The sequence below is a fragment of the Leptospira levettii genome (genome assembly GCF_002812085.1).
GTDB lineage: Bacteria > Spirochaetota > Leptospiria > Leptospirales > Leptospiraceae > Leptospira_A > Leptospira_A levettii.
This window is the reverse complement of the sequence record NZ_NPDM01000004.1, coordinates 258,785-273,747: the sequence shown is the minus strand read 5'-3', so window position 1 is coordinate 273,747 and position 14,963 is coordinate 258,785. Positions and strand designations below refer to the sequence as shown.

Sequence of the window (14,963 nt, the reverse complement as noted above, 5' to 3'; positions counted from 1 at the left end):
TTTTTATCACATCTTCCCCAAAAATATTAGAAAAATACAATATTCGATTGGTAATTTCACTTAATGGAAAAGGAAATATACGATATCCGCCTGTTGTTGTAAAACGAAAAATGAGAGTCTGAATTTTAACTTTTGAAGAATATATTGAGACTGGATGATCCCATATTCCAGTTACTAAAATTTTCGATTCAGGATATTCATGAGATAATCTCGAATTTTCTGCTGTCAATTTGCCAAAAATTGGAACTATCAATTTTACACTACTATGGGGAACAACAATGGAATTTTCGGAACGTGGTATTCCCAAATTGCTTTCAAAGAACCAAATACTTTCAACTATCTCAGATAGTTCTGGCTTTATTTTTAAAGTATTTATTTTCAAGAAATAGTTCCCTTTTTTACAATATGTTTTACAATTTTTCTCGTAATATGCAATTAGAATTTAAAATCGCAATGGATGATTGAAACAAATGAAAGAAAAATGGAAACTTTTTTTAGCTCTTGGTCTGATGTTATTTTTTCTCGTCGGACATACAATCGGAACTCTAACAAGAAAAAACGTAACAAATGAAAAAACAAAGCAAACAATACTTGCAATGGAAAGCACTTTTGTCGAACTCCCAAATGGAATTTCACATCACACTATTGATGAATTTTACCAAGGAATGAGTTTAGCTCTGGATGCATCAATTCTACTTGTCATAGGAATATTGATGATATGTATAAAGGATGATGATTTAACACGTTCTTCTAAAGAACAATTATTGTTATTCGTTATTTTTTGGACCACATCCATTTCAGCTTTGAGTTTTATCTATATCTTTCCAGTACCTGCAATTACATGTTTATTAGCTTCATTGCTCTTATTTGGCCAGTGGTACCAAACCCATTTCCAGAAAAATTACAATTAACAAATTACGAATGGATTGGTACATTCAATCCAGATTTTTTCTTTACCATTCCATTCAAATGGAAAGAAAGGTGGAATGGATCAAATTTTCCGCAAAACTTTGTCTACTCGTCACTTTGATTTGGATTGGAATCGACATGTTACTAGCAGAACCTATGAACGGTTTGCTTATGATGCACGATGTGAAGTTTTAAGGGAATTTGGTTATCCCATTGAACTAATGTTAAACACTAATATTAGTTATGTTCCTGGTTCGACTAATGTAAGATTCCTCAACCAACAATTTGTAAATTCGGAAATGACAGTTGAATCGGAAGTTTATGGCATGGATACTGGAACTCTCTTGTGGAAACAATCGATAGTAGGTTCCAATGGCAAAAAAGCATGCGAAATTGAAACCACCTCAACATTGCTGAAGGATGGAAATATCATCAAAATTCCGAATCTTCCCAAATTAAGTGTCATACCCTATCAATTTACGATCCACCCAAAACCAACAAATCAAAACACAGTAGAACATGATTACTACATTCCTTTCAGTGATATGAATTGTTTTTGGAATTTACCTTCTGATTCTATTTGGAAAATTTTCGAAGAAGGTCGTTTCCTATTTTTTAAAGAAATTGTCGATCTAAACTTAATCAAAGAAACAGACTCTACCACTTTTTTTATGGGCGGGGAAATACAAATTTATAAACCAATAGATCCCGGAACACACGTAAAAATCTTAAGTTGGATCGAAAGTTTTGAAAAAATCCGTTTTTATTTCAGACAAGATATTTTGGATTCAAAAGGAAACCTACTTGCAAGCATGAAAGACGAACAGCTATTTGTCTCTCTTTCAAACTCAAGGCCAAGGCGAGCACCTGCAGCATTTTTTGACAAAATAGAAAGATTTATTGAATGATCGGAATTTTTTGTTTGAGAAGGGATTCTTCTTCATTTGTCAACTCTCTGTAACTTCCTAGCGGAATTGACGGATCTAACTTTAAATTACCCATCTTCACTCGTTTTAAATACATAACTTCTTTACTCAAACTTTGGAACATTCTCCTGATTTGACGATACTTCCCTTCTTTTAACCAAACTGTGACTATGTGAGGTTTTGTATCATCAGGTATCGCAAGACGAGCAGGTAATGTTTTGTATCCATCATCTAACACAATTCCAGTTTCAAAATTCATGATGTCATCTTTTGTTACTGGTTCTGAAATTTCTGCATAGTATTCTTTCTCAACAAAATGTTTAGGAGAAGTATAATAATGAGCCAAAGTTCCATCTGTGGTAAAAAGTAAAAGCCCTTCTGTTTCTTTATCCAATCTTCCAACAGGAAACAAATTCATGTTTCTATGCCTTTCACTTAGATAATCCATAACAGTCTTTTCTCTTGGGTCTTCCGTAGCGGTAATACAATCAGGAGCTTTATTCATCATGAAATAATAAAATTCTTTGCGTATCAAAGTTTCCTCATAAAAAACAACAACATCATTTAAAGTGATTTTAAAACCAGGGTCTTTCACTACGATTCCATTGACTTTTACATTACCTTGGTAAATTTCCTTTTTTACATCGGACCTAGATCCTAATCCAAAATTTCCTAGAACTTTATCCAATCTTTCCTTTGACATACGATAAACATCGAAACAAGTGAATTAAATTTCGGAAAGTGGAATTAAATGTTTTCATTGGATTTTCTTAAAAAAAGCTATCGAAACATCCTTCCAAAAACAATCTAACCAGTATGTTGGGTACTTTTTTCCGTATCGTTCAATCATCCAAAATAGCGTTTAGTCTTGCCTATTATAGTTCCCCTACTTTAACATTACTCATTTCGATTTTAACCATCTTAAATGGATTGTTTCCTTCAACTTTGGTCTGGATCGGAAAACTCATAATCGATTCCATCTTACATTCAAAAATTGAATCCGGAAATTGGTATGAATTATTTTATTCTGAAACGGCTACTTATGTTTACATTGAAGGATTCATTACGGTATTTTATTTTGGTGCTCAAAAGTTATACTATCTTTGCACAACCTTACTACGCATTAAACTTGGTCAAGAAGTCAATGAAAGGATTCTTTCTAAAGCAATCACGTTAGAACTTTCACAATTTGAAAATTCAGAAACTTATGATCAGATGACCCAAGCAAGGTCAGAGGCTTCATCCAAACCTCTATCGATGGTAAATCGATTCTTTACAATTGCACAATCCTCTATCACAATTGTTAGTTTTTTTGGATTACTTGTAAAATTGTCTCCATTGGCTTCCATCATTTTGATCATAGCCGCTATACCAACTTTCATCGCCGAAACAAAGTTCTCTACACATAATTTCAGGCTCTTTCGATGGAAAGCAAAAGAAACTAGAGAACAAGTTTATCTCGAAACATTAATGGCAAGAGAAGATAACGCAAAAGAAATTTTACTCTTTAACTTAGGAAAAGAATTTTTAAATCGATACAAAAACAATTTTCAGAAGATTTATGCAGAAGATAAAAAACTAACAATTAAAAAAAGTGTGGTGAGTTTTTTCTTAGGATTAATCAGCCAGTTAGCCTTTTATGGATCTTACATTTGGATTGTCAGCCTTGCCTTACAAAAACAAATCACTCTAGGTGAAATGACAATGTATTTGGTCATATTTCGCCAAGGACAATCTACTTTTGCAAATGCATTATCTGCCTTCGGTGGAATTTACGAGGATCATTTATATATAGATAACCTTATGGATTTCTTAAACTTACCAGTACCCAAAAAAACAGGCGTCTATAAAAATACAAACAGCAAAACCGGTATCGTATTTGATCAAGTTTCCTTTTTATACCCTGGGTCAACAAATGATTCTCTAACAGATATTAGTTTCGAAATTCCTGCGGGTGAAAAACTAGCAATCGTTGGCGAAAATGGATCGGGAAAAACTACATTAATCAAATTGTTGACTCGTTTGTATTCCCCAACTAAAGGAAATATTTATTTAGATGGAATCAATCTTGTTGATTGGGAAGAAGAATCATTAAGAGAAAGATTTGGAGTTATTTTTCAAAATTTTGTCCAATACCAATTTAAGGTTGGTGACAATATTGGAATGGGCGATGTAAATCAAATTCAATCAGAATCAAAATGGATAAGTGCAGCAAAATTAGGTATGGCACACGAATTTGTCACACGTTTGGATTTGGGATACCAAACACGTTTAGGAAAATGGTTCCAAGATGGTAGAGAACTTTCCGGTGGACAATGGCAAAAGATTGCTTTGTCGAGAGCATTTATGAGATCAAAGGCAGATATTTTAATCTTGGATGAACCAACGTCTGCTATCGATGCCGAAGCAGAAATGAAAGTATTCGAACACTTTAGGGAACACACAATGGGAAAAACAGTCATTCTGATTTCTCATCGATTTTCAACAGTAAGAATGGCAGATAAAATTTTGGTTTTAGAACAGGGTAAAAAAACGGAATGGGGAGATCACGAAACCTTACTTTCAAAAAAAGGAAAATATGAAAAACTATTTCGATTGCAACAGGCAGGATATCAATAAGATTACTGGTAACTCCGATACTCATTAAAGAACAGAATCTGATTTAAGGATGGCGTAAGGATGGATGACAAATATTCAAATTTGGGTATGAAAAAACTCAAAGAACTTATTGATTCATTTGGTGAAAGATCAAAAGAAATAGGTTCGGTTGCATCCTCCATTCAACAAGTCGCAAAACAAACCAACTTACTTGCATTAAATGCATCGATTGAAGCAGCTAGAGCCGGTGAACACGGACGTGGTTTTGAAATTGTCGCAAACGAAGTCACAAAATTGTCCTTCCAAACATCGGAAGCGACTAAAAAAATCTCAGAAATTTTATCTAGAATCAATCTAGAAAACTCAGAAGCCAATGCTGATGTTCTCGAAATGGAAAAACAATCCATCATAGAATACGCAGATTTATGGGCAAATAACATTGCAAAAGAATTAGAATCAAAATTCTATATCATGGCAACCTCATTGTATGGCTTAAAATTTTTAATCCAAAGTTTGGTACATGCAAATATAGGTATGAAAAGAGAACACCTCCTACTCATCCTACAAGAATATTTAATACAAAATGAACAACAGTTAGCTTATGCTATTTGTTGTGAGCCAAATGTTATCGATGAAAAGGACCATGAATACATAAACAAAGAAGGTCATGATGCAAAAGGTCGATTTGTTCCCTATTGCCATCGCCACACTGGTCGTATTTCAATTGAACCATTACAAGGTTATGATGTTCCCGGTGAAAATGAATGGTATATCTTACCTCGAGATTTAGGTGAAGATGTGATGATGGAACCTTACGACTATCCTATCGAAGGTAAAACAGTCAAGATGACCAGTTTGATGACTAATTTGTATTTACATTCAAAATTTGCTGGAATTTTAGGCGCAGATTTTTCATTGGAACAACTCCAAAAAGAATTATCACCCAAAAAGATATTTGGGATTGGAACAACCTCTCTTGTAACGTATGAGGGTAATTTTGCTTCACATCCAGAAATTGATCAATTGGGTTCCAAGGTAGAGGGACTTGACACAGAAGCACTGCTAGCCATCCAAAAAGGACACTCCTATACACAAATGGAAACAAACAATTTGGTTCGCATTTTGAAACCAGTGAGAATTGGCCAAAGTAAACGTCCTTGGAGTATACTCGTCGAATTCAATATTATTTCTGTTTTGAAAAAGTAATTCGTCTAATGGTTAATGGATCCAACTTTAGAAGAACAACTAGAATCTCAAATAGTCGCGCTATACAAGGAAAAAGAAGAACTGGAATTAGAATTGGGTTCTTCTGACATAGACGCAATCATTCATGAATTCCAAAACTTACAAAAGGAATTAACTTACCTCTACTCTTTTAAAGAAAATTACAGAACAGTAGACACAAATCGAATTCAAATTGAATCAATTTCTAAAGCCTACATCCCGAATCATAGATTCCATAAAAATTCAAACCAATAGAGAGCATATGGAATTACAATTTATTAAAGAAAAACTTTCTAACCAAAACTTTAAAAATTCAGTCTCCGAAAACATAACTGAATGGATGATTGGATTTGAGCAATCCGAAGAACAAAATACCAATATTCACCTTTGGTTTGATTCGATGATACATCAATTTTTGGATATATTGGATGATGTTGAAATCAAAGAAGAATTGAGTGTTCTAATTTTCTCTAAATATGTTGAACTCAAATGTTATTGGAAACAACTCAACACTCAAATCCAATACCAAAATTTTAACACTGGAGAAGCTGATCCAAATCTAATCATTAAAGCATCTTTAACAACCTACATTCTTATCGCATTAGAACCACTCATTCATGATGAGGACCTAAATGAAATCCAAGAATTCTTAACCAAGCCAATTCGTGAATTGATGATAGAGGAAACTTCGGTTGATAGCCGTCAAAACATTCATGAGGATTCTCTATCAAACCTCTTGGAACAACAGTTACAGACACTCTATTACGACAAAGAAAAATTGTTCACTCAATTACAATGCAATAGTACGCTTGAAGTGATTGCTCTCCTTCAAAATATGAGAGAGCAGGTAAAAAGCCTTCATGCTGAAATGGAAAATTCATGCATTTTGGATGGTACCATTCGGTTTACCGGCAATCGTAGGATTAGAATTCAAAAAATCTAAATCCAAAGAGAGTTGCTTACCCCATTGTTCCTAAAATTCTGGTTTTATGGACATAGACTCTTTGATTCGTGAATTAAAAACACTTTTAGATTCACCAAAAGATCTCGTTACCATACCAGAAGAAAAACGCCTTGAACTAATGATCCTATGTGGGAAAATTTCAAGGCCGGATCGAAATGAAGTTCGTAAACGGAATCGAACTGTTCGCATTGAAAAAAAAGAAAGTTTAAAAACCCAAGAAAAACAAAAGACTGCATTGACAGGAATCAGAAGAGCAAGGGAATCCGCAGTCTTCAAAGCACCACTCCAAATTTCCAATTCAGCTGGATGGTCATGGGAAAATGCCACCGAATTATCCCAACCTAAGCCTTGTTATATTTGCAAAACTCCCTTTACAAAATTACATTTTTTTTATGACTCGATGTGCCCTAATTGTGCGGAACTCAATTACTCCAAACGATACCAAACAGCTGATTTAAGAGGGACCGTAGCCGTTATCACTGGTTCGCGATTAAAAATTGGATACCAAGCCACATTATTATTATTACGAGCAGGTGCTCGAGTGATCGCGACGACAAGATTTCCGAACGATTCAGCGATTCGATTTTCAAAGGAATCTGATTTTCATTTATGGAAAGACCGATTACAAATCTTTGGTTTGGATTTAAGGCATACACCAAGTGTGGAAATATTTTGTAAATTTTTGGAAAACCACCTGGAAAGATTGGATATCCTGATCAATAATGCTGCACAAACCGTAAGAAGACCACCTGGCTTTTATTCTCATTTGCTCGAAACAGAAAAAATTTCAATTGCCGACTTACCTTCTGAAGTACAAAAACTATTAAGTTTTTACCAACACTGTAAAAATGAATTAGATTCCTACCGTTCTGACTCAGAAATGAAAGACACTGCAACTGCGTTAGCCGTTAGCTGGAATCATAAAACTCCAGGTGTTGGGATCCGTTCTTCTGCTGTACTTTCGCAAATCCCGTACTCACATGACAATTCACATGAGTTGGAATCCGTATTCCCAGAAGGAAAATTAGATGCTGATTTACAACAGGTGGACCTCCGAAAAACAAATAGTTGGCGACTAAAACTTGGGGAAATTAATACATCTGAAATGATAGAAGTCCAACTTGTAAATGCTGTAGCACCTTTTGTTCTATGCAATCGATTGGTGGGTATTATGCGTAAGGATATTACTGGCAAAAAACATATCATCAATGTCTCAGCAATGGAAGGAAAATTCCATCGATTTAAAAAAGAAGACCGTCACCCACACACAAACATGGCAAAAGCGGCGCTTAATATGATGACTCATACCTCAGCAGAAGACTTTGCAAAAGATGGCATTTTTATGAACGCTGTTGATACTGGTTGGGTTACTGATGAAGATCCAATAGAACTTGCAAAACGAAAACAAGACCTTCATGATTTCCAACCTCCTCTGGATATTGTGGATGGGGCAGCAAGGGTCGTTGATCCTTTGTTTGACGGAGTCAATACGGGCAAACATTGGATTGGTAAGTTTTTAAAGGACTATTTCCCTATCGACTGGTGAAATAGTCCTTATCTCGAACACCCACAAACCCTTTCCCCTCAACCTCCCTACTTCCCAAAAGTAGCTTCCTCAAAGGTTCACTATATCTTACATTTCCCAGCAGACTCATCTCATCGAGGTACAACTGACTCCACTTAGGACTTATATAACTATAGCTTCTAAAACTTTGCTTCAAAATATTATTACGAGCTTCTGCACCATTACTAGAAACGCCTTCCTTTGTAATCCACCTCTCTCTGCTCATATTATAACGAGGATCACCACTACGCTTACTGTGATTCACCATCCTATGGTTCTTCCTGTCCCAAATAAATGTGTAACCCTCATCTGTGAACAAGATAGTATCTCTAGGTATCTTCTCATCTAAGTCCTTGCCTAAGTAACTCTGATTATTCAAAGGTATGGATTTATAAAAAGTCATTCCATGATTGATGCCAACTGTGTGGACTAATACTCCCTTCTGATCTCCTCCCAAACTATTAGAAAGATAGATGCTACTGGAGCCAGTTTTATACCGCCTACTTCGGTGTTTGTTGGCTCTCAAACTGGAACTATAGAGCACTACGCTATCTGCCACCGCAACTGGTTCATTCTTAATCACTTCCCTTAGATCACCATTTTTGCTTAATTTTATTGGGTTTTTCTCATTATGATCTTTTAACTCTTCATACAATTGTTTCTGTAACTTCTCATTTATAAGGCTAAATACAATCTGGATTCTACGCTTTAAGTAATATGCTGACTTGTATGGAATATTTAACTTTTTACTAATCTCTTTAGAAGTAACCATCTTAGGGTATTGTAAAATCTGATCCTCTAAAATGTATGAGAAATAACTAAGTGGTAATTTATAATCCTCTAATGGTGTATGTGCTGTAATGCTGATTTGCTTATGGCAACTACTACACCTCGCAACTGTTGGTCTATTTTTTACTTTTAAGAATCTAAGGTTAGGCTTAGGGCAATTGCAAGACTTTGGAAATAAGGTGGATAGGATCGTAAGGGTTCTAATAGAGTAATGGTGATCTAATTCAGGAGTAGATTTTAGAGGGTTTATGTAGTCGGAGTAAGGTGTTTTGAGTGGTGTTAGAAGAGATGATGTATTACGAGTGGGACGTGGGCGGAGTTTTCCCTGTGCGTAGCCTTCTGCGGAGTCAGGGGAAGCGTAGCGAGAGGCAGGAGTGACATCCTCTGAAGACGCTGGAGAATCTAGCGGCGGTGAGGTGTCTGCTCCGTTTGTGGGTGTTCGAGATAGACTTCGGTGAAATTCAATTTATTTGCTTTGTAATTTTGCATACAATGTAGCAGGTGAATAACCAAAATATGGTGGAATTACACCTACCTCATCTTTTAATACGAGTGCAATGATTGCATAGTGATGAACCGTGTGGGAAACCAAGAATAAAAGTTCCCTTTCAATTGTGGATGTGACAATCGGAGTTGGAAAGTCTGGATTATAGTTTTGCGAAACTAGTATTTGCCCAAGTGGCAAATATTTTGTTTCGAAAAAAGTGAATAACTCGTGCAAACGATTGATTGCATGAAGTCGGTTCTCTTCCAGCGAAGGGTCACGTTTTCTCTTATCATAATCAATGTGACCCATCTGAATCCCCTCAAGAAACATTTGGTAATGTTCAATTACGTGGCGAATATGTTCACCAACACTCGATTCAGAATTATTTTGTTTTTGAAGATACATTCGATCAGAAAGGGAAGAGAGTAAGGCGATTCCTTGTTCCAAAAGAATTCCATTGTCGTTTCCCATTGATGACATGCTAATGAGTTTAGACTGCTTTTTGATTGGATGAAAAGTGTAATTTCTCTCATTTTTTAATTTTTTCTATTTTTTCTGTGAAGATTCAATTGGATCCGAAACAAAAAACCCTAATACCAAACAAGTAGAATCAAATCTCCAACCCTTCTCTCTGGATTCTAAATCTTTTTGCGAATTCTTGAGTTTTATTATATTGACTGACTAGTCAGTATCTTTGTTTATGGAATTTAATAGGATTATGGTTTATCTTCTTTTTGGATTACTTCTCGTAATTTTTGGATCCTTATTAGGTGTCCCTGATGCCCCATTCCCACAAGGGGATGAAATCATGCACATAAGATCCGTTCGTGAGAGTTTAGAACTAGGAAGTTACCTTTTACCTTCCCTATCTGGTTTACCGAATCCATACAAACCACCCCTTCTTTTCTGGATGGGAATGGTCTCAGATTCTTTCTTTGGAGTCCATTACCTGTCGGAACGATTGGTGAGTTTCGCTTTTGGAATCGGTACAATAGTGTTACTGTATCGTTTGGTATTTGCCATTACTAAATCCAAATCAGAAACTTTACTGACTACTTTACTCTTTGGTTTTTCCTTTTTATCACTCAAATTTTTTGGGCTTCTCATGATGGAAGGGCCAATGGTCTTCTTTTTACTTTTTTATTTTTATTCTTTTTATTTTTACAAACAAACAAAACAAACTTCTTATCTCATTATAGGGAGTTTGGTTACAGGCATAGGGTATTTATTAAAAGGACCAATCATCCATGTGTATGTCTTTTTTATACTTCTCAGTTATTTTTATGTGAAAGTGATTCGCCTTCGAAATGGCAAAATCACATTCCAGTGGAACCAGATCGTCCGAGAAAAATTCCTACTATTTTCATCTGTTTTGACCTTTGTTATCCCACTACTTTGGATATCCTTTTTGTATTTCCAAATACCCTCTGGAAAGGATTTGCTTCGTTTTTTCTTTATCACTGAAAACATTGGAAAGTTTTATTCTTCCAACCAATCGGGATTACGAATTTGGATGGGTTGGTTCATTTACACAATTCCATTTACCATTCCGTTTATGCAGTTGGTTTGGAATTCAATCCGTTTCCCAAAACAAAACAAACACAAGATTTATGTATCAACATTACTTGTTTTTTTCTTATTGGTTACCTGTTTACATCTTCTCCCAAACAGAAAAGATCCATACTATGTAACTCCATTTATTAGTTTTTTATTCTTACTTACGTCCATGCAAAGAGTATCATGGCAAACTCTTCTTCTTTCAAAGATAAATCGATACAGTATACTCGTAATTTATTTTATCTTATTATTCCTTTCGATTGTCTTACGATTACATACTTTGTTTATTTTTTCTATAGTAGGAGTTCTTATCATCGTTAGCTCACTATGTTTTTTTCAAAGTGTTAATAACCAATGGAGAGCTATACTGATCACACAAATCCTTGTGATCCCAATGATCATTTTTTTCCTACTCAAACCACTTTCCGATCCAGATCTACGTGAGGTGGCAAAAGTGGTTGGTGAAAATTCTGTCTGTGTTGTGGCTGAGAATCCTTGGACCGCAATGGACGTTCAAAACAAACTCATGAGTGCAAAGATCAAATTTGCATTGCCACTGACAATTGAAGAGAATTGTTCCGAAGCAATTTATTTGATAAGTTTTGTGGAAACAAACGTTCCCAAAGAATTTAGCCGAGTGAGCTCCTGGTTCCAATGGAAACAACACCTACAAATGAATGTAAGGTCATTATTAACTTCTGTTTTTAAAATGGAAAAACAGAAATTCCAAACGGAAATCAGTTTATGGAAAAAAGGAAGTTTGGAATGAAAAAATACGGAATACTGATATTACTCTTATTTTTTGTTTCGATTTGGGATTTTTCCAAAGATAACCTTCCCAAGTTCGGACAAAAAGTAACTAAAATGGAAGCACCTCAATGCAAATACATGTGCGAAAAGATTAACAACTGTTTAAGTAAAGAACAAAAAAAACAACAAGATCCAAAATTAGTTCAATTTGCCTGTGAAATTCTCTGTTCCAAACAATACCAATTGTTTAACGGATGTTCCAATGCAATTCTTACTTCCTGCCATGCAGGAGAGGTGTGTATTAAAAACTTAACCAAGGGGCTTTTTTAAAAGTATAAAGTTGAATGACCGGTCATGAAAGATAAAACAAGTATCATACTCCCAACATATAACGAAGCAGGAAATATTAAAAACTGTGTTGAAACCATCACGAAAGTCTTAGAAAAAGATGGCCTTCCATTTGAAATCATCATTGTTGATGATAATTCACCTGATGGAACTTTTGAAGTTTCCAAAGTTTTAGCAAAATATGATTCTCGCGTGAAACCATTTGTTAGGCTCACGGAAAAAGGATTAAGTTCAGCAGTTACCTTTGGTTATAACAAAGCGGAAGGAGACAAATTTGTAGTTGTTGATGCCGATTTCCAACACGATTACTCCAAAATTCCAGATGTGATACGGCTTTTGAGAGATAATGATATTGTAGTTGCGACACGAAGGAGTCAAGATGGCGGATATGGAAATTTTCCCGTCTTACGAAAGTTAGCAAGTCTATTTGCAACAAAAATATCAGAATGGTTATTTCCAGTAAAAATTTCAGACCCTATGAGTGGGTTTTTTGGAATTCGAAAAACAGTTTACTTGGACACAAAAGATAAACTACACCCAAGGGGTTACAAAATTCTTTTTGAAATATTGGGTGTCGTGAAAACAGATAAAATCGCAGAAATTGGTTATACATTTGGACTTCGCACTTGGGGCCATTCCAAATTAGATTCAGGTGTGATCTTTTATTTCCTTTGGGATTTGATATCGATCAAATGGTACCAATGGAGGCAATCTCATCACTTTTTCTTTGGATCAAAAGGAAGGAATTCCCACATCCATCCCTAAGCAAACTTTAGCAATTGGATCAAAAATATATGGGAAAAGAAAAAATTTAAAAACCGTTTTTTTCGCTTGTACTCTAATGTATTTCGATTGGATTCCGTATATCTTTCTGTGAGGGACAAAATGGTTTCAGAACTTACAAAAGAAAAAAATTACCGAATCGAAGTGAGTAGTTTGGATTTGTATTCTGCGCAAAACTTAGAAGAGGACATGACAAAACTCTTTCAAAATGATTTGAGTGTGATTTATATTGATTTCTCCAATGTGGAAGAAGTTTCCTCTGCCGTACTTGGACTCCTCTTATACAAAAAAATGATGTTTCAAAAACAAGGTGTGAGACTTTTTCTTACAAATGTAAAACCTCAGATTCAAAAAATCTTAAAAATTTTAAACCTGAGTTGTCATTTACTAGCATGAACTCACTACAAATTACATACCAATGATGATACCAGAATGTGCTGGTAAGTGCAATTTTTTCCCATCCCAATCCGCTCCGCCAAAACCATAGATTATTTTTCCCTTTAGATCCACATTCAAATCCTTCTGACTTTCACCAAAGTTGAGGAATACTTGAAGTCGTTGTTTCTTAAACCTTCTTTCAAAACTCAAAATAGTTGGTTCATCTGTACGATTGATTTCTAAACTACCAACTCTAACGACATCGAAATTTTTTCGTAAATGAAACATTGTTTGGTAATGTTTCCACAAGGAATTTGGATCATTTTTTTGTCCGAATACAGTATCCCCAGATTGAAAGGATTCAACCGGTAACCAAGGTTTGCCATTTGTAAACCCAGCATTTTTTGAATCATCCCATAACATGGGGAGTCGGCAATTATCTCGATTGATGTAAATTCCCAAAAGTTTCGTTAAAAACAAAGGAACAAATCGATTCATCTTGGCAATGGGATCTTTCCCAAAAAAGTTGGAGAGTTTTCCTTCCTTTCTACCAATTTCTTCTCCATAATAAACAATCGGAACTCCTCTTGCCATAAATTGAAAACAAACAAGAAGTTTTGCTTTGCGTATGTCTCCACCTAACCGATCAATATATCTCCTTTGGTCATGGTTACCTAATACATAAGTAGGCGTAAAAGGACTTGGGAAAACTTCTTCATTTTTTTGGAGCAGTTTTCGAAAAAAATCTGCATTGTAAGAAAAGTGAATTAACTCAAACTGAAATACCAAATTGAGACCATCTGATTTTTCACCTAAAAATGATTTTAAAACTTGGTCACTTCCACTCACTTCGCCGATGAGAAAAGGTTTTTGTTTGTATTTGGAAATGTGTTTTCTTACTTCTTTTGCAAACGAAAATGATTCTGGAAGATTGAGGTTATACTGTTTTTTTTGGAAAAACGCCTCATCATGGTTATCTGGTGTTGGGAAAAATCTTAGACTAAAAGGATTATCACGAAAACTATCATCTTTATAGATGGAATTGAAGATATCCAGACGAAACCCATCGACTCCTTTTTTTAACCAAAAATCCAAAACTCCAAACATGGTTTTTTTGACTTTTGGATTCCTGTAATTTAAGTCTGGTTGGAAAGATAAAAAGTTACTATAATAGTATTCATCAGTTCCTTTGTCATAATTCCAACCTGATTTACCAACCATCGAAATCCAGTTATTCGGTGGTTTTTTAGTTCCCTTTTTCCAAATGTAAAAATCTCGTTTGGGATTCGAAGTGGATGATTTTGATTCTAAAAACCATGGGTGTTTGTCAGAAGTATGGTTCATCACCATATCCAAAACCACTCTCATTTTACGTTTATGGATTTCTCGAATCAATTGTTCACAATCGGCCATCGTCCCGAATCTGGGATCAATGTTTGTATAATCTGCGATATCATAACCAAAATCTTCGCCTGGGCTAACGTAAAAAGGGGAAAACCAAATGGTTTCAACGCCTAAGGATTGGATCTCGTCCAAACGTCTGAGGATTCCCTTTAAATCACCGATCCCATCTCCATTGGAATCCTGGAAGGACCAAGGGTAAATTTGATAAATTGAAGTTTGTTTCCACCATTCCATTTTGTTTTCCATGACTTTTCTAAAACTGCCTTGTTATTTCAGTTGCCT

Annotated in this window: 16 protein-coding genes; 11 read left to right on the top strand and 5 right to left on the bottom strand. The window is 35.2% G+C overall.

Translation table 11 applies throughout. The annotated features are described in order from the left end of the window. Nucleotides 1–382: DUF6597 domain-containing transcriptional factor (locus CH354_RS13940; protein WP_338092390.1), on the bottom strand; the 382-nt coding region annotated here is incomplete at its 3' end. Nucleotides 383–470: 88 nt separating this feature from the next. Here CH354_RS13940 and CH354_RS13935 point away from each other — a divergent pair. Both CH354_RS13935 and CH354_RS13930 read left to right on the top strand, forming a co-directional pair. After that, nucleotides 471–911, top strand: coding sequence for an LIC_13387 family protein (locus CH354_RS13935; protein WP_100727538.1), 441 nt, complete (start codon nucleotides 471–473; stop codon nucleotides 909–911). A 75-nt stretch (nucleotides 912–986) separates the two neighbouring features. Further along, complete coding sequence (locus tag CH354_RS13930; protein ID WP_100727561.1) at nucleotides 987–1,817, top strand: acyl-CoA thioesterase; 831 nt, start codon at nucleotides 987–989, stop codon at nucleotides 1,815–1,817. On the opposite strand, the gene CH354_RS13925 is transcribed toward CH354_RS13930, so the two are convergent. Then, nucleotides 1,807–2,538 carry a pseudouridine synthase gene (locus CH354_RS13925; protein ID WP_100727537.1) on the bottom strand — a complete coding sequence of 244 codons (732 nt, stop codon included), beginning with the start codon at nucleotides 2,536–2,538 and terminating at the stop codon, nucleotides 1,807–1,809. The two genes, CH354_RS13930 and CH354_RS13925, sit on opposite strands and share 11 nt — an antisense overlap. 113 nt (nucleotides 2,539–2,651) lie before the next feature. Between CH354_RS13925 and CH354_RS13920 the strand changes: the two genes are divergently transcribed. Genes CH354_RS13920 through CH354_RS13900 form a run of 5 tightly spaced genes read left to right on the top strand, consistent with a single transcriptional unit; the run spans nucleotide 2,652 to nucleotide 8,167 of the window. Next, complete coding sequence (locus CH354_RS13920; protein ID WP_100727536.1) at nucleotides 2,652–4,454, top strand: ABC transporter ATP-binding protein; 1,803 nt, start codon at nucleotides 2,652–2,654, stop codon at nucleotides 4,452–4,454. 60 nt (nucleotides 4,455–4,514) lie between these two features. Beyond that, complete coding sequence (locus CH354_RS13915; RefSeq protein ID WP_100727535.1) at nucleotides 4,515–5,639, top strand: methyl-accepting chemotaxis protein; 1,125 nt, start codon at nucleotides 4,515–4,517, stop codon at nucleotides 5,637–5,639. Nucleotides 5,640–5,654: 15 nt separating this feature from the next. Then, a complete protein-coding gene (locus tag CH354_RS13910; RefSeq protein WP_100727534.1) occupies nucleotides 5,655–5,912 on the top strand; it encodes a hypothetical protein in 258 nt (85 codons plus the stop codon). Between the two features lie 7 nt (nucleotides 5,913–5,919). Next, a complete protein-coding gene (locus tag CH354_RS13905; RefSeq protein WP_100727533.1) occupies nucleotides 5,920–6,600 on the top strand; it encodes a hypothetical protein in 681 nt (226 codons plus the stop codon). A gap of 46 nt (nucleotides 6,601–6,646) precedes the next feature. Further along, a complete protein-coding gene (locus CH354_RS13900) occupies nucleotides 6,647–8,167 on the top strand; it encodes an SDR family oxidoreductase (RefSeq protein WP_100727532.1) in 1,521 nt (506 codons plus the stop codon). Here CH354_RS13900 and CH354_RS13895 read toward each other — a convergent pair. Together CH354_RS13895 and CH354_RS13890 are read right to left on the bottom strand one after the other, a co-directional pair. Further along, on the bottom strand, nucleotides 8,154–8,957 hold the full coding sequence (locus tag CH354_RS13895) for a transposase (RefSeq protein ID WP_243396094.1): 804 nt from the start codon (nucleotides 8,955–8,957) through the stop codon (nucleotides 8,154–8,156). The two genes, CH354_RS13900 and CH354_RS13895, sit on opposite strands and share 14 nt — an antisense overlap. 483 nt (nucleotides 8,958–9,440) lie before the next feature. Beyond that, a complete protein-coding gene (locus CH354_RS13890; RefSeq protein ID WP_243396093.1) occupies nucleotides 9,441–9,908 on the bottom strand; it encodes a DinB family protein in 468 nt (155 codons plus the stop codon). A gap of 271 nt (nucleotides 9,909–10,179) precedes the next feature. Here CH354_RS13890 and CH354_RS13885 point away from each other — a divergent pair, with 271 nt between their 5' ends. The 4 genes from CH354_RS13885 to CH354_RS13870 all read left to right on the top strand — a co-directional run bounded on the left by CH354_RS13885 (nucleotide 10,180) and on the right by CH354_RS13870 (nucleotide 13,295). Beyond that, nucleotides 10,180–11,787 (top strand): ArnT family glycosyltransferase, encoded by a 1,608-nt coding sequence (locus CH354_RS13885; RefSeq protein ID WP_100727530.1) that lies wholly within the window; start codon nucleotides 10,180–10,182, stop codon nucleotides 11,785–11,787. Next, nucleotides 11,784–12,098, top strand: a complete 315-nt coding sequence (locus CH354_RS13880) for a hypothetical protein (RefSeq protein ID WP_100727560.1) — start codon at nucleotides 11,784–11,786, stop codon at nucleotides 12,096–12,098. Before CH354_RS13885 ends, CH354_RS13880 begins: the two co-directional genes overlap by 4 nt. A gap of 24 nt (nucleotides 12,099–12,122) precedes the next feature. After that, on the top strand, nucleotides 12,123–12,881 hold the full coding sequence (locus CH354_RS13875; RefSeq protein ID WP_100727529.1) for a polyprenol monophosphomannose synthase: 759 nt from the start codon (nucleotides 12,123–12,125) through the stop codon (nucleotides 12,879–12,881). A 120-nt stretch (nucleotides 12,882–13,001) separates the two neighbouring features. Then, nucleotides 13,002–13,295 carry an STAS domain-containing protein gene (locus CH354_RS13870; RefSeq protein WP_165780363.1) on the top strand — a complete coding sequence of 98 codons (294 nt, stop codon included), beginning with the start codon at nucleotides 13,002–13,004 and terminating at the stop codon, nucleotides 13,293–13,295. A 12-nt stretch (nucleotides 13,296–13,307) separates the two neighbouring features. Here CH354_RS13870 and CH354_RS13865 read toward each other — a convergent pair whose 3' ends face one another. Further along, a complete protein-coding gene (locus CH354_RS13865) occupies nucleotides 13,308–14,927 on the bottom strand; it encodes a glycoside hydrolase family 13 protein (protein ID WP_207762708.1) in 1,620 nt (539 codons plus the stop codon). Nucleotides 14,928–14,963: the final 36 nt, after the last annotated feature.